At 31.1% G+C, this 17,868-nt stretch carries 17 protein-coding genes; 2 read left to right on the forward strand and 15 right to left on the reverse strand.

Annotation, left to right across the window (positions count from 1 at the left end; translation table 11 throughout):
• Positions 1-3: 3 nt before the first annotated feature.
• Complete coding sequence (locus tag Q0V67_RS00240; RefSeq protein ID WP_297595906.1) at positions 4-1,362, reverse strand: Sapep family Mn(2+)-dependent dipeptidase; 1,359 nt, start codon at positions 1,360-1,362, stop codon at positions 4-6.
• A 110-nt stretch (positions 1,363-1,472) separates the two neighbouring features.
• On the opposite strand from Q0V67_RS00240, the gene Q0V67_RS00245 reads away from it, so the two are divergent.
• Positions 1,473-2,282: a MerR family transcriptional regulator gene (locus Q0V67_RS00245; protein ID WP_297595908.1), complete on the forward strand. Its 810-nt coding sequence runs from the start codon at positions 1,473-1,475 to the stop codon at positions 2,280-2,282.
• Between the two features lie 12 nt (positions 2,283-2,294).
• Here the strand turns inward: Q0V67_RS00245 and Q0V67_RS00250 are convergent, their stop codons facing one another.
• The 3 genes from Q0V67_RS00250 to Q0V67_RS00260 form a co-directional block, all read right to left on the reverse strand.
• A complete protein-coding gene (locus tag Q0V67_RS00250) occupies positions 2,295-3,077 on the reverse strand; it encodes an MBL fold metallo-hydrolase (protein WP_297595910.1) in 783 nt (260 codons plus the stop codon).
• 104 nt (positions 3,078-3,181) lie between these two features.
• Positions 3,182-4,051 (reverse strand): DMT family transporter, encoded by an 870-nt coding sequence (locus tag Q0V67_RS00255; RefSeq protein WP_297595911.1) that lies wholly within the window; start codon positions 4,049-4,051, stop codon positions 3,182-3,184.
• A 26-nt stretch (positions 4,052-4,077) separates the two neighbouring features.
• On the reverse strand, positions 4,078-4,497 hold the full coding sequence (locus Q0V67_RS00260) for a DUF1499 domain-containing protein (RefSeq protein ID WP_297595912.1): 420 nt from the start codon (positions 4,495-4,497) through the stop codon (positions 4,078-4,080).
• Between the two features lie 109 nt (positions 4,498-4,606).
• On the opposite strand from Q0V67_RS00260, the gene Q0V67_RS00265 reads away from it, so the two are divergent.
• The gene (locus tag Q0V67_RS00265; RefSeq protein ID WP_297595913.1) at positions 4,607-5,893 is read left to right on the forward strand and encodes a voltage-gated chloride channel family protein; all 1,287 of its coding nucleotides are present in this window, start codon (positions 4,607-4,609) and stop codon (positions 5,891-5,893) included.
• Positions 5,894-5,911: 18 nt separating this feature from the next.
• Here Q0V67_RS00265 and rbr read toward each other — a convergent pair whose 3' ends face one another.
• The 11 genes from rbr to Q0V67_RS00320 form a co-directional block, all read right to left on the reverse strand.
• Positions 5,912-6,490 (reverse strand): rubrerythrin, encoded by a 579-nt coding sequence (rbr, locus tag Q0V67_RS00270; RefSeq protein ID WP_297595914.1) that lies wholly within the window; start codon positions 6,488-6,490, stop codon positions 5,912-5,914.
• Between the two features lie 71 nt (positions 6,491-6,561).
• Positions 6,562-7,065: a pyridoxamine 5'-phosphate oxidase family protein gene (locus Q0V67_RS00275; RefSeq protein ID WP_297595915.1), complete on the reverse strand. Its 504-nt coding sequence runs from the start codon at positions 7,063-7,065 to the stop codon at positions 6,562-6,564.
• Between the two features lie 104 nt (positions 7,066-7,169).
• Entirely contained in the window at positions 7,170-8,393 is a 1,224-nt protein-coding gene (locus Q0V67_RS00280) for an ABC transporter permease (RefSeq protein WP_297595916.1), read from the reverse strand.
• Entirely contained in the window at positions 8,390-9,067 is a 678-nt protein-coding gene (locus Q0V67_RS00285) for an ABC transporter ATP-binding protein (RefSeq protein ID WP_297595917.1), read from the reverse strand. Before Q0V67_RS00285 ends, Q0V67_RS00280 begins: the two co-directional genes overlap by 4 nt.
• A complete protein-coding gene (locus Q0V67_RS00290; protein ID WP_297595918.1) occupies positions 9,054-10,112 on the reverse strand; it encodes an efflux RND transporter periplasmic adaptor subunit in 1,059 nt (352 codons plus the stop codon). The genes Q0V67_RS00285 and Q0V67_RS00290 overlap by 14 nt, the downstream gene beginning before the upstream one ends.
• 2 nt (positions 10,113-10,114) lie before the next feature.
• Complete coding sequence (locus tag Q0V67_RS00295; RefSeq protein WP_297595919.1) at positions 10,115-11,362, reverse strand: TolC family protein; 1,248 nt, start codon at positions 11,360-11,362, stop codon at positions 10,115-10,117.
• Between the two features lie 107 nt (positions 11,363-11,469).
• On the reverse strand, positions 11,470-13,173 hold the full coding sequence (locus Q0V67_RS00300) for an ABC transporter ATP-binding protein (RefSeq protein ID WP_297595920.1): 1,704 nt from the start codon (positions 13,171-13,173) through the stop codon (positions 11,470-11,472).
• Positions 13,163-14,047, reverse strand: coding sequence for an ABC transporter substrate-binding protein (locus Q0V67_RS00305; protein WP_297595921.1), 885 nt, complete (start codon positions 14,045-14,047; stop codon positions 13,163-13,165). Before Q0V67_RS00305 ends, Q0V67_RS00300 begins: the two co-directional genes overlap by 11 nt.
• Positions 14,044-14,829, reverse strand: a complete 786-nt coding sequence (locus Q0V67_RS00310; protein WP_297595922.1) for an ABC transporter ATP-binding protein — start codon at positions 14,827-14,829, stop codon at positions 14,044-14,046. The genes Q0V67_RS00305 and Q0V67_RS00310 overlap by 4 nt, the downstream gene beginning before the upstream one ends.
• Positions 14,830-15,798, reverse strand: coding sequence for an iron ABC transporter permease (locus tag Q0V67_RS00315; protein WP_297595923.1), 969 nt, complete (start codon positions 15,796-15,798; stop codon positions 14,830-14,832).
• A 30-nt stretch (positions 15,799-15,828) separates the two neighbouring features.
• The gene (locus Q0V67_RS00320) at positions 15,829-17,862 is read right to left on the reverse strand and encodes a TonB-dependent receptor (RefSeq protein ID WP_297595924.1); all 2,034 of its coding nucleotides are present in this window, start codon (positions 17,860-17,862) and stop codon (positions 15,829-15,831) included.
• Between the last annotated feature and the right edge of the window lie 6 nt (positions 17,863-17,868).

Genomic DNA, 17,868 nt, shown 5'->3' on the forward strand with positions numbered 1-17,868 from the left:
TTTTTAATCTTTAAACTTTTCAAAAGCTCTCATGTAAATTTTCATAGCCATTTTCATATCATCCAATATTATATATTCATTTGGCTGGTGCTCTGTCTTTGGACTTCCTGGTAAAACATATCCAAAAGCCACACAATTGTTTATTGCTCTTGCATAAGTTGCTCCTCCTCCAGCTATTGGTTGAGATTTCAAATCACCTGTCACCTCTTGATATGCTCCCATCAAAATTTTTATCAACTCTGAATCTAGTGGCGTATAGATTGATCTTAGATAATCGTGTTCTTTATATTCAAATCCGTACTCTTTCGCTTTTTCTGTTATTTTTTCTACAATCAGATCTTTATCATAAGTTACTGGTATTCTCATATCTATACATAAAATTTCATTTTCAGGTGTAAACTCAATTTTACCAACATTAAATTTTAACTCTCCTGAATGTTCATCCCTTACTTCACCAAAAATTGGCTCTGCAAAATCATATCCAATCAAATTCTCCACAACAAATTCTCCTGATTTTGTCTCTATTCCACTTAGTTTCAAAGCGTGTAAATACCTATTTATCGCATTTATTCCTGTTTCTGCTACCTGAGCATGAACACTCTTTCCAACAATTTCAATTTTTCCATCTTTCTCAGTATATTCATACTTCAATTTATTTAAAGCCTCAACTAAACCATCTGTTTTTTCTACAAGTATACTCGAAGGAACTGAGTTAAAAGCATCTCCTCCTGCAAATACCATCCCACTTATATTTTTAGCAGTCAACTTGCATTGTAACAAACCTTTTTCTGCATATATTAAAGGAAATTTAGAATCTGGAGTAAATCCTATTGTTGGCATCTCCTCTTTTGCCACATATTTAGGCATGTCTCTCCATAAATTTTCTTCATCTGTTCCAAATATAAATCTCACTCTATAATTTAATTCAAACCCACATTCTAAAAGAGTTTTTAACGCATATATAGCTGCTAAAGTTGGACCCTTATCATCTTGAGACCCTCTTCCATAATATTTCCCGTCTTTTATAACTGGTTCAAATGGTGGATTCTCCCATTTCCCTAAATCTCCTGGTGGAACTACATCCAAATGCCCCAACACACCCACTAACTTTTCTCCACTTCCAATCTCTGCATATCCATAATATCCTTCAGGGTCTATAAAAGTTTTAAATCCTAAATTTCCACAAATCTCTAAAGTTTTTTCTAATACATTTTGAATCTCTTTACCAAAAGGGTATCCACTTTTATCCTCTTGAAAATAACTTGGAATAGAAATCATCTTATTCAAATCTTCTAAAAAATTTGAAAAATTACTTTCCATACGTTCTTGACATTTTTTTTGAAATTTTTCTTGTTCTTTCATTTTTCCTCCTGTTTTTTTTTACTTTTTAATGTTTTAAATTGAAATTTTAAGTCGTATTTGATACAATTATATACTATGTAGTATACTTTACAGTCAAGGAGAAATTAATAATGAAACTTTATAAAATTAGTGAAATTGCCAAAACTTTTGGAATTACTAGAGAGACACTCATATATTACGACTCTATCGACCTTTTTAAACCACACAGTATAGACAAAGAAACTGGATATCGATACTATTCTGATGAAAGTATTTCTGACCTTTATTTTATTACCATGCTTAAAAAAACTAATTTCTCTTTAAAAGAGATAAAGGAGTATATAAACTGCACAAATACTCAAGATAGTATTCAACTTTTAAATAATAAACTGAAGCAGATCAAAAAAAATATCGAACTTCTTCAACACTCTGAAACTGTAATATCTGAAAAAATAAACGAAATTGAAAAAATTTCAGATGCGGAAGGGTGTATCCCATTTTTTGAATCCATAAGAGTAACTCCCACCCTTTTGCTTCATATAGAAGAACCCAAAAGTGAAAAAGAGTTGTTTGAAGGTATCCAAAAATTGAATGATATCAGAAAATTTCAAGGACTTGATAAGGTAAAGCGTATCACAATATTAAAAGTGGAGGATATCTTTCAAGAAAACTATTTTAGAATCGACAAAATAGGAATAGTTAGTGATGACTTTCAAAATTTTAGTACAGACAGCGTATTTGTGGCATCTATCTACCACAAAGATTCCACCAATAAAATAGGTGAGAGTTACGACAAACTTAAACTTTTTATCCATGTAAACAACTACAATATCATTGCAGATTCCATTGAGATCTTTAATGACATTATGGTCAATGCTGGAAATTGTCGTGGTAGAACTATTAAAATTTGTATCCCTGTAAAGAAAAAAGATCCCCTTTAGAGATCTTTTTCTTTACACTTTTATTTTACTTCCTGTCTGTATTTCAACAGTTTTAAATTTTCCATTATCTTGCATTTTTTTTATACCATACTCCCCTGTACAGTGACAAGAAAATATCTGCTTCACTCCTAAACGATTACTTTCATCTATAATTTTATCTATATATTCTTCATTTTTATTTAGGCTCGTTCTACTAGAAAGATGTAATCCTCCCACAACACACTCGACACTCTTCGAAAACTCTTTGGCTTTTTTCAGTATATTATCCAACCCTTTATGAGCACAAGCTGTCACCAAAGTATGTTTTGACTCCTCTTTTATAATCAAGTTTAGTTCATGATTAAAACTGTCCTTCACACACTCACCAAAACTATCTTTCATATACAAAGATTCGTTAAATATATTTCTATTTTCTTTTGTTTCACAATGAAAAAGCACAAAGTTTTCAAGTTCCAATGCTCCATCAACAAAATTAAATCGTTCAACATCTAAATACTCATACGGTATTCCAATATCTATATGTGCTCCTAAAATTTTTTTATAGTGTTTATCGAAATAATGTTCGCTGCAAAAAATACGTGCACTACTATTTTCATTTAAAAAATACGGTAGTCCTCCTCCATGATCTTTATGCCCATGAGAGAGGATTAAATAATCAATCTCTTCTAAGTTAACTCCCAACTTTTTAGCATTTTTCCAAAATTTATCACTCTCTCCTACATCAAATAGAATTTTTTTTCCATTTGTTTCTATATATAACGAGAGGCCATGCTCCTTTGCTAACTCTTTACTCAACGTTTTATTTTCTACCAAGACCTGTATTTCTATCTTAAATCCCTTCCTTTTTTTTAAATTTTCGTTCTAAAAATTATATTGTTTTTGCAAAGAAAAATCAAGTTTTATATTATAAAAAATAGAGATACACCTAAAAAAGACACCACCGCTCCTAAACTCTCCTTCAAAGAGATTTTCTCTTTAAAAAATAGCATCGATATAGGTATTATAAGTATTGGGCTTGTCGCTGCTAGTGTACTGACCACTCCCACACTCGAATGTTTCATAGCCTCCACTAAAGATGTCACTCCTAGAGTTGTAACTATTGTTCCAATCAGAATATAATACATCCCTTTTTTATTTTTTAGCCCAACAGATACATCTTTCCAATTTTTTTTCAAAGTTATATATATAATAAATGCCATTATAGCTGGAATAGTTCTTACCTGGATAGTGGCAAACGAATCATAGTTTAAAGACCCCATCTTAGTGAATACAATCCCACAACTCTCTCCTAACATAGCAATAGTTGCATACAAAAAACCCATTCTAGAAAATGATCCTTCATTTTTCTTTTTTAAAACTACTATCATTATACCAAACAGTGTCAACAGCATACCTAAAATTTGTAAACTACCTAAACTTTCACCTAAAATAAAAAAACTTAAAATTGAAACTGTTATAGGGCTAAAAGTCATCACCAACAGTGTTACCCTAGGACCTACGCTCACATATGCTTTATATAGAAAAAAATCCCCAATGAAAAGACCAAATAATCCTGATATACTCAAAAATCCTAGAGCTTCTCTAGATACATCCAATGGGAGTACCATCCCTCTATTCATCCAGGTTATTCCACCTAAAAAAACCATCGCTAAAATCAGTCTTATCAGATTCACAACAACTGTTCCCACCTCTTTGCTGGCTTTTTCTAAAAAAATTGAACTTCCTACCCACCCAAACGCAGCCGTCAATGCCAATCCCTCTCCCAACATTTCCCCCACTCCTTCTAAATATATTTTTATAACTCTTTTCTGATCTGTTCTATTCTTTTTCTGTTCACTCCAAAATCATACCATCCTGTTTGAGCTGCAGATTTGACATATATTTTTCCCTCTTTCATATCTATCCTAAATTGAGCTATATCTTCAAATTTAAAAAATTTGCTATAAAAATTTGCTTTTATATAGTCTCCAGTATTCTCTACAACATCTCCGCCCAGACTTTTAATAACTCCTACCAACTTTTTATTTATAGCTTCCAAGTTCTCCTCTTTAAATGATAGTGCTTCTATATAATGATCTTTATCCTCTATATTTGAAATAACACAGTTTGGTGTATTTGGGCAAGAACTAAAATTCATATTTTCCTCCTTTATAGTATTTGCTGATGTACATGAAAATATAATAAAACATATTGTAAATAAAAATATTTTTTTCATTTTAACTCTCCTTTTTCCTAGAGTATACTCCATTTTTACAAAATTTAAAAATATATTAAAAAGAAAGGTAATATTAATTTTGTATACTTTTCGATGAGGTGAATAACATATGAAAAAAAACATGCCCTTAATTTTGATTCCATATATTATTAAATGGCTTTTTTTAACAACTATTATCGGGATACTATCCGGAACTGCGTCGGCAGTTTTTTTAAATCTTTTAGAATGGGCTACATTTACAAGACAAGCCAATCCCACTCTTATTTTTTTCTTACCACTGGGTGGTCTTATTATCAGTCTATTGTATCACTACTTCGGAAAAGATGTAGCCGGCGGAAACAATCTTATTCTGACAGAGATACACCAGCCTAAAAATATTATTAAATTTAGAATGGCTCCTCTTGTACTTCTTGGAACAGTGACAACCCATCTGTTTGGCGGATCGGCCGGAAGAGAGGGGAGTGCTATTCAGATGGCGGCTTCATTAGCTGACCAACTGACAAACATCTTCTTTTTAAATAAAGCTGACAGAAAAATTCTTCTGATCTCTGGAATGGCAGCAGGTTTTGGTTCAGTTTTTGGCACTCCTCTTGCCGGAGCTCTCTTTGGACTAGAAGTTTTTGTAATTGGAAAGATGACATATGAATCAATCTTTCCAGCTTTTCTTGCATCTATCATTGCAAATGAAGTCACTAAAAATTGGTGGGGAATTCATCACTCAACCTATACAATCTCTTCAATTCCTACAGCTACAATCACAAATATTTTTTTTGCCAGTATAGCTGGAATAGTTTTTGGATTAGCTGGACATCTATTTTCTTTTTCTGTAGAAAAGGTTAAATGTTTTTTATCTAAAAGAATATCTTTCCCACCTATGTATTCGTTTTTCGGTGGACTAGCAGTTGTTCTACTGACATTTTCACTTGGAACTTTCAGATATAACGGTCTAGGACTATCAACTATTGAAGAGGCTTTTCATACTCCTATGGAGTGGTATGTCTTTATTTTAAAAATCGTTTTCACCTCTATAACTTTAGGGGCTGGATTCAAAGGTGGAGAAGTCACATGTCTATTTTTTATAGGAGCCACTCTTGGAAATTTTCTTTCCAATTTTATCCCACTTCCTATGGGACTCATGGCTGCTATGGGATTTGTTGCTATATTTGCGGCAGCCTCTAATACCCCTATCGCCTGTATCGTTATGGCTATTGAAATTTTCGGACTAGATATACAGCTCTATGCTGCTATTACCTGTATTACAGCCTATCTTTTTTCTGGCCATGCAAGTATTTACTCAGCTCAAATCATCGGTATAAGCAAACACTCTGACTTCAAATCTACAGAGGGAAAAACTGTTGAAGAATCCTTACAAATTGATAAAAATAGAGAGGAATAACTTCCTCTCTATTTTTTCTTAATAGTTTTTACAATATAATTCAAATTCTTTTTGTTTCTCTAAGCAAGAAGGACAAACTTTAGGTGCTTCCTCTCCCTCATGAATATATCCACAAACTCTACATTTCCATTTTACTGATTCATCCTTTTTAAATACATGATTTGATGCAACATTCTCTATTAAACTTCTATATCTTTTTTCATGGTGTTTTTCAACCTCAGTTATAACTTTAAACGCCGCTGCAACCTGTGGAAATCCCTCTTCCATTGCAACTTCAGCAAATCCTGGGTAAAGCTCTGCCCACTCTTCATATTCACCTTCAGCAGCCTCTTTTAGGTTTTCTATTGTAGTTCCAACAATTCCTGCTGGATATGTCGCTGTTATCTCTACTGGCCCACCCTCTAAATATGAAAAGAATCTTCTAGCGTGATACTGTTCATTTAAAGCTGTTTCAGCAAACAGTGCTGCTATTTGTTCAAATCCTTCAGATTTTGCTTTTTCGGCAAACAGTGTATATCTTTGTCTTGCTTGTGACTCTCCTGCAAAAGCTTTTAGTAAGTTTTGCTCAGTTCTAGTTCCTTTGATAGATTTAACCATTGGTAATCCTCCTTCAAAATTTCTCTAGGAGTTTCTTCTATATTTTTTGAACTTTTCCTTTTTTATATCTATTATTTTTTATCCCCTGTCATTTGAAAAATGTCTATCCCCTTAAGTATATAAGCTTGTCCAAAACCTTTAACGAACCTGCCATCTTTAAAATTTAATTTAACAAGATGGAAATCCTCCATTTTACGAACAACTTTAATAACATCTCCAAGTTTTTCCTCAAATCTATCTAAAACAAGATTAAAAGTTTCATCTCTCGCCAAAAACTCAGCATCGGTTTTATATCTGAGTCTTTTTCTTGCCAATGGATTTGTAGCTTCATTTTCATCTTGAATAAACATCACTTCAAAATCTTGATTTCTATTTTTTAAATTTTGATAATGATCTCCAATTTCACTTATGAACATATAGTCTTGCCCATCACAATTTAAATATATGGCATTGGTTACATTGATTTCATTATCTTTTGAAATAGTCCCCAATATTATATTTTTATTTTTATTTTTAAACTCTTCAATCTCTAGTTTTATATCCTCAGGATTGAAATTTCTTCTGTTTTTCATCATAACATTCTCCCAGTTGCATTTTATTTTGATTATCAAATAGTATATATATAATAATATATTATCACTGTGATTTTGTCAAGTTAATTACACTTGTTTTGTGTAGATTATTCTGCACGTAAGGCCTCAATAGGATTTAGTTCTGCCGCTTTTTTTGCCGGTGTAACTCCAAACACAACTCCAATCACCGAAGATACTCCCAAAGCTAAAACTATAGATAAAAATGAAAAAACTGGGACTATGTTCACAAAATAACCCACCACATAGCCAAGAATAACCCCTAATATCACTCCTATAACTCCTCCAATCCCTGTCAATATTATTGATTCCATTAAAAATTGTAATAAAATTTCTCTATTGGTTGCTCCGATAGCTTTTCTTATTCCAATCTCTTTTGTCCTTTCAATAACACTTACAAGCATTATGTTCATAACACCAATACCACCAACAAACAGTGATATTCCAGCTACAAAAGTCACAAAAATATTAAGAGTCGTCAATATCTTATCAAAAGAATCTGCACCTGTATTTTTTATATTTACTTCATATAGCTCTGTTGTGCCAGTTATTTCATCTAAGTATATCTTCATCTTCTGCATATCATTACCTAATTTATTTGGATCTTTAGATTCTACAATTAACTTTGTATATCCTATCCCTTTTGCATCATATATTTTTTCATAAGTTGAAAGAGGTATTCTCATATATCTCGGTATTCTTTTATTTCCCATAAGTTTTGCTAAATCCTCTATTGGGTTTTTCATAACTCCTACTACTGTATATACTTCACTTTTACCTTTCCATCCCTCTATCAGATCAATCTTTCCTCCTATTGCCCTCTCAGGAGTTTTAAAAATCTGTTTAGCTGTTATGTTATCAATAACTATATTTTTTTCTCCAGATTCATAATCAAATGGAACAAAGCCTCTTCCAGCAATAATTTTTATTGGCTGAATTCTTTCAAACGATGGATTTGTTATCTCTAAAGTCACAAACTCTCTTCTGTTAGAAATTTTCATTGTCATTCTTGAAGTAATCTCTGGACTTATCTCTTTAAATTCATTTTTCTTTTCTAGCATTTCAATTAAAGATTTATCTATGGTATTCTTCCACCTAAAATTGATGTCTGATTTATCTACAGAAACAGTAAACTTCCCATATCCACCATCTTTTAAATTCCCTGTTATACTCCTTTGTCCACCTCTTCCTATAGCTGACATCGTTATAACAGATGAAATCCCGATTATTATCCCTAACATGGTTAGAAAAGACCTAATTTTATTTCCTCTTAAACTTTTAACCGCACCTTTTAATATATCTAAATACGTCAATTTGAACCCCCATCATTTATCACTTCACCATCTTTAAAAACTATTATCCTTTTACAATATTTTGCTATTTCCGGTTCGTGACTCACTATTACAACTGTTGTTCCAGAGCTATTTAAATCTAGAAAAAGCTTCATTATCTCCTCTTCCGAGTGACTATCTAAATTTCCTGTAGGTTCATCAGCAAGTATTATTGCCGGGTCATTCACAAGAGCCCTTGCGATAGCTACTCTTTGTTTTTGTCCACCTGATAACTCATTTGGCTTATGATTTAATCGATCTCCTAATCCAACTTTTTCTAAAACCCTCTTTGCTTTTTCCTTTCGTTGCTTTACCTCCATTCCAGAATATACCAATGGTAATTCCACATTTTCTATCGCTGTTAAACTTGGTAGCAGATTAAATGCTTGAAATACAAACCCTATCTTTTCGTTTCTAATTTTAGATATTTTTTTTTCAATAATTCTTTCTATATTTATGCTATCTAAAATATAACTTCCCTCAAAATTCTTATCTAAACATCCCAAAACATTCATGAATGTTGATTTTCCACTCCCACTACTACCCATGATTGCCACAAACTCACCTTTCAAAATTCTAATATTAACATTTTTTAAAGCATGAAGCTCTAAGTCACCATTTCTATAGTATTTATTTAAACTTTTAATCTCTATCATTTTTTTCACCTTTTATCTTATCATTTGACTTTAAATCTAGTGTTGGATTTGCTATGTAAACATCTCCTACCTCTATTCCTTTTAAAATTTCAATCTGATCCCCTTTTAGTTCATTGTATGTAACTTCCCTCTCCTCTAAAATATTGTTTTCTTTTGTCACAAACACTATATACTTACCCTCTCTAAATATTAGGGCTGTTTTTGGGATTATAACCCCTTTTTGTGTTCCCTCTAAATATATTGTAGCTGAAACTTTAAAGCCTGGGACTATATATGGAATTGTTTCTTCAGGTTTCACCTCAACTTCTAAAACATTTTCCGAAGTTTTTTCTGATACTTTTGAAATTCTAGGTATTTTTGTAATCTTTCCGCTATATGATTTTTTCTTTTCAAAAACTTCAGGCTTTATGATTAAAGATTGATTTTCTTTAATATTTTTAACATCGTATTCAGGAACCTCTAAAATTATTTTCATATCTGATAGATCTGCTAACTCTAACAAAGGTTCATCTGTATTTACTGAGTAGTTTTCTTGAGCTAATAAAGTTGTTATAGTCCCACTCACTGGACTTAGAATCTGTTCAGCGGTTTTTTCTAAATCCTCTTCTAAAGATTCGATTGTAAGTTCGTTTGTCTTTATCTGCTCAAATAGATCCTTTACATAGTTACTTGAGCTTCCACCTATCTTATTTAACTCCTTCTCTACCTCATAATCTCTTTTTAATTTTGAAAGGGATAAATTTTCTTTTTCTAAATTTCTTTTGATGTTATTCCTTTCTGTTTCATCAAATGTTATCAGCAGTTGATCTTTTTCTACGTAATCTCCCTCTTGAACAAAAACCTCTTTCACTTTTAATTTTTTATCCACAAAAACTTTTTTTGTGTCATTAGCCTCTACACTTCCCTCCACATTTATATATCCAGAAGCTGTGCTCTTCCCAGCAACTTCAAATCTATACACAACCTCTTCCAGCTTTTGTTCACTCTTTTTCCCACATCCCACAACACCTAATAAAACCAATAAAAGTATAACTTTCTTCTTCATTATTATTTTATTTCACCCCTTATTTTCAGCTCATAAACAAATGCGTTTAATTTATTTCTTGATTTTTCCTCTTTTATTTTCAGTTCCAAATAATCATTAAATGATTCCATTACATCTAGATATCTTATTTTTCCAAGTTTATTTTCCAATTTCTTTATATTGTATTTTGACTCCTCTAAAGCCCTATCGTTTGAAGTAACTTCTAGATTTTTAACCAATGAGTATAGCTCTCTTTCATATTTTAACCTTTCACTTTTTACATCCAAAGTCTTTTGAGATAACTTAATCTCCTTCTCAGCTAAAGAACTTTTTTCATCCATAAGTTCTAAATCCTTATAAAATATATCTTTACTCACTTTAAAAAATACCCTGTTCTCGTTTGCTTTCTCATCTCTTTCAACACCTAAATACAACTCTGGCATCTTATTATTATAATCTAAATACTTAATATTTTTTTCTATGACCTCTTTTTCTAATCTTACCCTCTCTGTGTCTCTCTCTCCTATCTTCTCTATATATCTATCCAAATTCAACGTACTAGCATTTAAATTTTCTAACTTTTTATCTTTTAAATCTATTTTAAAAGAATAAAAAAATTGTTTTCTTATACTTAAAATCTCCTTTTTTAAATTTCCTATCTCCAATTCTATATTCTTATAGCTATATGTCAGGGAGTCCAAATCTATTTTAGATGTTGCTCCCATATCATAAGATTTTTGTAAAATATTTTTCTCGCCACTCAATATTTTTAAAGCGTTCTCTCTAATACTAATTTCTAACTGTACCTCTTTATAATCTCTATATAAATTTACCAACTCTACCGTTTGAAGTTGTAAATTATTTTCAAACTCAATCAATTCAACTTTTTTACTTATTTTCAATTTTTCTAAGTTGCTATCATTTTTTGAAAATATTAAATCTTTAATATTTTTCTCCACTCCATAACTTACACCACTCTCATCATCTTTCCACTTTTCTGCATCCACATAAAAGTCAGCATATTTGACTCTTCCCTTGGTTTTATATACATCATCTTCATCTCTATATTCATTTTCAACTTCCACATTAACACCATTTAAACTATCTAATTTATATACCTCACCTCTTTCTAAATCTCTTTTTTCTTTCACTCTATAGATTTCATTTTCATAAGATGTCCTATTTAACTCATCAATTAAATTATCCAAACTCACACTTTTTGAAAATGCAGTCTGAACAATTAAACAAAACAAAAGTATCCCTTTTTTCATAATCTCTCCCAACTTTTTATAATTTTACCATCTCACTTTAGAATAACATATTTTTATGTCCTAATCGTGTCCTTTAAATAAATATAGAGGCATTTTAAATGCCTCTACTAACTTTTATCGCTCTGCGAATACATATTAAAAAACAATCCCTTTTTTTCTAAAAGTTCATTGAAAGTTCCAACTTCCAAAATACCCTCTTTTCCTAAAACAACTATTTTATCAAAACTTTTTAAAGTATTCAATCTATGAGCTATAGATATTATTATTTTATCTTTAAAGCATCTTGTTATATTATCCATTATTTTTCTTTCTAGTATGTTATCTAGTGCAGATGTACCCTCGTCTAATAAGATAATATCTGGAGATTTCAAAAATAGTCTAGCTATAGCTAATCTTTGCTTTTGACCAGAACTTAAATTTATTCCACCCTCTCCAAGTTTTGTATCTTCTTTATTTTCTAATCCATCCACAACATCTTTTAAATATGAAAGTTTCATAGCTTCATCTATTTTTTCAGTTTTTGCTTCTCTATCTATTATTTTTAAATTTTCCAATATTGTTTCATTCATCAGATGTTCGTTTTGATCAACCACTCCAATTTTTTTTAAAAAGCTCTCTCTTTTTATTGTTCTAATACAACTCCCATTGATAAAAATGGTATCCTTCTTAGCTATCAAACTGCTTTTTAGAAGAGAAAAAATTGTTGTTTTTCCAACTCCACTCTCACCTACAAAAGCTATTTTTTCACCCTTTTTTATCTCTAAAGAAAGATCTTTAAATATACTCTTTTGTCCATACGAATGGCTTAAATTAGATATTTTTATACTTTTTATCTCATCACAAATAGCTTTATCCTCATCCTCTTTATCTGGGATACCCATTATCTCTGAAAATCTCTGGATTCCACTCACTCCTCGTTGAAAAACATCCACAAGTCCTATCAATCTAAGTATATATATTCTAAATCTATTTGTCAAAAGTATAAAACTTACAATTACACCTAAACTTATCTCGCCTTTTATATGCAGAAATCCACCTAAAAATATAACAATCAGCTGGGTTAATTGGTTATAAAAGTTTATTCCCGACATAAGAGAAGATAGATTAAATATATTTTTTCTTTCCACTTCAAGGAGCCTTGCATTATTACTGGTGAATTTCTTGGCTCTCTCCCCTTCTAAAACATTATCTTTTATAAAAAATATGGTTTTTAAAGTATCGTGAACAGAAGATGTTAACTTTGACATACTCTTTCTGACATCAGTGTACCCTATTTTCAATCTTTTATTTTTATATATTGTAAAACAGATTGCAAACGGAAGTGGAATCATTGTTATTAAAGTTAATTTAACATTAAAATTTAACATTAAAACTAGCGCTCCCGCTATAGATAGAATTGAAAACAAACAATCCTCTAATCCTCTATATAATAACGACGAAACATTATCTAGATCATTTGTAACCCTTGATATTAAATCTCCACTTTGTCTCTCTTTAAAAAATCCATCCGGTTGATCTAATATCTTTTGAAAAAGATCCTCTCTCATAAAAAATTTAATTCTATTTCCCATGAGTTGTCCTCTTGAGCTTGAATATAGAGATATTCCAAATCTAAATATATATATGACTAACAGTATTAAAGAGTATGTAAAAAATCTATTCAAATCTTTACTCGGAATTGTTAAATCTATCAACTCTTGAACTATAATTGGACCGTATAAATCTAAGGCAGTAACAATAAAACTACTGATTAAAAAATATATCAATAGTTTTTTTTCTTTTTTATAATAAAATATTATTCTATTTAACATTTAACAGCTGCGTATGTAGATCTTCAAGAGCATCTATAACTCTTGGAGTTCCTCTTAAAATTTTATCCGACTCTAAAATTAAGATAGCTCCATTTTTACCTGCCTTAGTTTCTTTTACAAATGGATTACTGTTTAATATCTCATTTTTATTTTTTATTGCCATTGACCCCACCAAAATATCTGGATTTTCTGTAATTAAATATTCAGAAGACACTATTGGCCTTCCTCCTGGAAGCCCATTTGCAATATTTTCAATTCCTAAAGTTTTAAAAATCTCTCCTGGTAAAGAGCTCTCGGAGAATACCATCATAGGTGATGTTGAAAATATAAATGCCCCTTTTTTATTTAAAGGTTTTTTCTGTATCTCTTTTTTTATATTTTCTAACTTGTATCTGTAACTGTTAGAAACCTCTTTTGCTTCTAACTCTTCACCTGATATTTTTCCATAAACCTCTAAATTATTTAAAATCTCATCAAAGGTTTTAGTTTCATTCACTATAAATTTTATTTTTCTTTCCTTAAGTGTTTCTCCAAAGCCTTCTGACATTGCATTTAAAATAACTAAATCTGGTTGAAACATCAAAACTTGTTCTACCGAAGGTTTCATTATAGTCCCTGCTTTTGGTAATTTTTTTGTTTTTTCAACTGGCCAAATCGGATTTTTAGCAGTGTCCGCTATAGCGACAATACTCTTTTCTCCACCAATCAAATAAAAAGATTCCACAACTGCTGGATCTAGAATTAAAACTCTATCGTATTTTTTATTTTCAATTTTATTTCCCTTTGTATCAACAATCTTATCACCATCTATCTTTAAAGCAAAAGCTGACGATGCTATCAATACTCCCATTATTAAAGAAGTTATTTTTTTCATTTTTTCTCCTCCACTAAGGGAATTATGTATGGCTTCCCTTTTTCATCTTTTATAACTTTAGCTTTTAAATCATAAACCTCATATAATATCTTCTCTGTCAAAATATCCTCTGGTTTCCCTTGATATAAAACCTCTCCATTTTTCATCATTATTAGCTCATCACAAAACATAGACGCTAAGTTCAAATCATGTAAAACTGCTACACTTGTAATCTCTCTTTCTAAAACCAAATTTCTTACTCTATTTAAAAGCTCAACTGCATGATTTAAATCTAAAGCTGAGGTAGGTTCATCTAAAAGAAGAACTTTTGGATTTTGAGTCAGAGCTCTTGCCAAAAGGACTCTTTGAAACTCTCCTCCCGAAAGACTCAATGCAACTCTACCTTTAAACTTTGACAGTCCTAAAAAATCCAAATTTTCATCTGCTATTTTCATATCCTCATATGAATACCCGTCCCAAGATGATTTCAAATGCGGAAGTCTTCCCATAAGAACAAAATCACTGACGTTTAATGTTGTCATAAGGTTTGATTTTTGTGGAACTAAAGATACTATCTTTGCCAACTCTTTTTTTTCTATACCTTTAAAGGTTTGATTATTTATAATCACCTCTCCTGAATCAGATTTTAAATAACCTAAAACATTTTTTAAAAAAGTGGATTTCCCACACCCATTAGGTCCTAATATACCTGTCATTTTCCCCTTTTTTATATTTAAATTTATATTTTTTAAAATCTCTTTTTCACCATATGAAAACTTTAGATTTTTAACTACAACTCCCATCTATCTCGCTCCTTTGGATTTAAATGCTAAATATAAAAAGAATGGTGCTCCAAAGAATGCTGTTACAACACCAATTGGAACTTCTACTGGTCCTAGTATAAGTCTTCCGACAGTGTCACAAATCAGTAAAAATAGTGCTCCTGCTAACGCTGCATTAGGAAGTAACTTTGAGTTTGATGGCCCCACAATCATTCTTATTGAATGGGGTATTATAAGTCCTACAAAACCAATCATTCCTGAAAATGCAACAGAGAACGCAACAACTAGAGCTGATACAGTTAAAACCTTAACTTTTAATCCTTGAACATCTACTCCTAGCGAATGTGCTTCTTCATCCCCTGATAAAAGTGCATCTAACTGAGTTCTTTGAACAAAGAAAAATATCATAGAAAAGACTAATGGAACTATCAATATCCCAACCTTTTTCCAAGTTGCTCCTCCTAAATACCCCATCAACCACATCGTTATTTTAAACGACTCCTCTCCAATCAAGTACATAGCAAATGAAGTGAACGCTCCTATAAATGCAGAAACCGCTATTCCAACTATTAAAAGTGTTGTTATATCTACCTTTCCTTTTCTATTTGAAAGTTTAAAAATAATAAAAGTACTCAATAAGCAAGACACAAATGCCAAAACTCCATATAAAATATCTGGTAATTGAAACACATAGGCTATCACTGCTCCAAATGTTGCACTTGCTGCTATTCCTATTATATATGGATCAGCTAATGGATTTTGGAACACGGCCTGAACTACAACCCCACTCGATGAGAGCATCATCCCTATCAATAATGCCATTAATATTCTAGGTAAACGTATATCGTAAACAATTGTTTTTATATAATCTGGGGCTTCACTCATTGTTAGTAATTGTTTCAATGATATAGGAACACTTCCTAAACCAATAGAAAGTATTCCTAAAAATAATATTCCCAGAATTAATATTGTTGGTAAGTATCTTTTCATATTAATTCTCCTATTTTATTTTCTAAATTATTAAAAATTGTACTTAAATCCTGAATAGATACTTCTTTCTGCCGCAGGATCAAACTCTTGTCCATCTGAGCTCACTGAATTATAATATTTTTCATTGAATACATTGTTAATTCCAGCAAAAACTCTCAGTGATTCTGTTGGTTTATAATTTAATGAAATGTTTGAAACTATATTCTCATTTTGTTTTCCACCTGTATTTTTATTGTTTGTATAGTATCCAGATGAGTAAACTGTATCTAAAATAACATTTAATTTAGTATTAAATCTATAATCTAATGCTATATTAAATCTATTTGTTGGAACGTTTGCAATCTCTTTCCCTTCAATTTCACTATCTAAATCCTTTAGTATTTTTGTTTTTACGAACGCATATCCCTCTCTCACTGTCAGCTTTCCTATATACTGCTCAGCATTTAACTCCATTCCGTATCTTCTTGTTTTCCCTATATTATAAGTTTTGAAATTCATCCCAGTGAAATTTTCAGATGCTATTTCATCTTTTGTTTCTGTTAAATATAGTGCTCCACTGAAAAAACTTCCAAATAAATAGTCTTTAAATCCTGTTTCATAAGTCATATATGTTTCTGATTCTAAATCGTTGTCTATATACACCCCATTAATTTTATCTACAAGTTGTGAAGGTGTTGGAGATGTAAATCCTTTCTCCGCTTTAACATATACATTTCCTGTATCTGAGTATAGATAGTTTCCTACAAGTTCATATGCCATATTCTCCATTGTAGTATCTTTTTCTATCGATGTTCTACTCGCTATATTTCCGCTAGATAAAGAACCCTTTTTATATGATCTTTTTGTATTGAAGTCTGCATACTCATATCTTATTCCTTGGGTAAATTCAAATTTTCCTACTGGATTCGTATTTAAAACAAAAACACTATGTGTTTCTTTTGTCAGGTCATTTCTATATTTTTCTGAGCTAAACATTCTCATCTCACTATCTCTAGTTAGATTACTATTGATATAATCATATCCAAATATTAAGTTACTTCCCTCACCGTATTTTAATTTCAATTTCGGTTTAAACCCTATTTTTTTATCCTTATAATTCATATAGTTTTCAACAGCATAACCCATTTTCCCATAGTTATTAGTACTCTCAATATCTGTTTGTTGATAAAATCCTAGTAAATTAAAAGTTATATCATCAGTTAATCTATTCTCATAGTTTAAGTTGAACTCATCTTTTGTCGTATTGTTCACTATTAACTGATCATACTTACTTACTAATCCATCACTTGTGGGATTATTTAAATTTTCTTTTGTAAGCCCTCTTGGTGAAGTCGCATCCTCATCAAATCTTGAATACTTTAGTGAAATATTTTGTCTTTCCGTCATTTTATATTTTAACGTTCCTTCAAAATAGTTTGAATCCGCTTCATCTCCGTCTCTAAAACCTTTATAGTCATCTCTTGAGTAGTTTAAATTTATACCTAAATCTCCTATGCTAGTACCATAAGAAACATCCCCTTTTTTTCCACCAAAAGTGTTTATCTCCGAAGATATTGATCCACCATTAAATCCTGCTCCAGATTTTGTAATAATGTTGATTATTCCCCCTCTAGTTCCTCCACCATAAAGTATCGCTCCTCCTCCAGGAATAACCTCTATTTTTTCAATATTTTCTACTGGAACTGTATTTATAGGTGTCTTTGCGTGAGATGTATCTAAAAGATTAGCTCCAACTCCATCTACTAATATTTGTACATTCGCAGTTGCCTTGCTTCCTTGTCCTCTCATATCTATAATAGGGTTTGTAGGATCCCCTATAACATTTATACTTGGAACATCTTTTAACGCTTCCGTTACAGACTTATAATTTTTCTCCTCAATGTCCTTAGCTGTTATAACTGTCACAGTATTTGTTATATTTCTTTGAGATGTTTCAAACCCCGTTGTTGAAACGACACTCTCATTTAATTTAACCCCTTTATTAGCTTCTTCAAAAAAAAAGTCTTCATTTCCATAACTCATTGCTGAAACTAATAAACTTAAAATTGCTATTTTCTTATTCATTATTTA

It is taken from the genome of uncultured Cetobacterium sp. (assembly GCF_947072685.1).
In the GTDB taxonomy this organism is placed as follows: Bacteria; Fusobacteriota; Fusobacteriia; order Fusobacteriales; family Fusobacteriaceae; genus Cetobacterium_A.

Excerpts from the sequence above, each read along its gene's own strand:
- Q0V67_RS00240 (WP_297595906.1), bottom strand. The coding sequence starts at position 1,362 with ATGAAAGAACAAGAAAAATTTCAAAAAAAATGTCAAGAACGTATGGAA.
- Q0V67_RS00245 (WP_297595908.1), top strand. The coding sequence starts at position 1,473 with ATGAAACTTTATAAAATTAGTGAAATTGCCAAAACTTTTGGAATTACT.
- Q0V67_RS00255 (WP_297595911.1), bottom strand. The coding sequence starts at position 4,051 with ATGTTGGGAGAGGGATTGGCATTGACGGCTGCGTTTGGGTGGGTAGGA.
- Q0V67_RS00260 (WP_297595912.1), bottom strand. The coding sequence starts at position 4,497 with ATGAAAAAAATATTTTTATTTACAATATGTTTTATTATATTTTCATGT.
- Q0V67_RS00265 (WP_297595913.1), top strand. The coding sequence starts at position 4,607 with ATGAAAAAAAACATGCCCTTAATTTTGATTCCATATATTATTAAATGG.
- rbr (WP_297595914.1), bottom strand. The coding sequence starts at position 6,490 with ATGGTTAAATCTATCAAAGGAACTAGAACTGAGCAAAACTTACTAAAA.
- Q0V67_RS00275 (WP_297595915.1), bottom strand. The coding sequence starts at position 7,065 with ATGATGAAAAACAGAAGAAATTTCAATCCTGAGGATATAAAACTAGAG.
- Q0V67_RS00285 (WP_297595917.1), bottom strand. The coding sequence starts at position 9,067 with ATGATAGAGATTAAAAGTTTAAATAAATACTATAGAAATGGTGACTTA.
- Q0V67_RS00290 (WP_297595918.1), bottom strand. The coding sequence starts at position 10,112 with ATGAAGAAGAAAGTTATACTTTTATTGGTTTTATTAGGTGTTGTGGGA.
- Q0V67_RS00295 (WP_297595919.1), bottom strand. The coding sequence starts at position 11,362 with ATGAAAAAAGGGATACTTTTGTTTTGTTTAATTGTTCAGACTGCATTT.
- Q0V67_RS00300 (WP_297595920.1), bottom strand. The coding sequence starts at position 13,173 with ATGTTAAATAGAATAATATTTTATTATAAAAAAGAAAAAAAACTATTG.
- Q0V67_RS00305 (WP_297595921.1), bottom strand. The coding sequence starts at position 14,047 with ATGAAAAAAATAACTTCTTTAATAATGGGAGTATTGATAGCATCGTCA.
- Q0V67_RS00310 (WP_297595922.1), bottom strand. The coding sequence starts at position 14,829 with ATGGGAGTTGTAGTTAAAAATCTAAAGTTTTCATATGGTGAAAAAGAG.
- Q0V67_RS00315 (WP_297595923.1), bottom strand. The coding sequence starts at position 15,798 with ATGAAAAGATACTTACCAACAATATTAATTCTGGGAATATTATTTTTA.
- Q0V67_RS00320 (WP_297595924.1), bottom strand. The coding sequence starts at position 17,862 with ATGAATAAGAAAATAGCAATTTTAAGTTTATTAGTTTCAGCAATGAGT.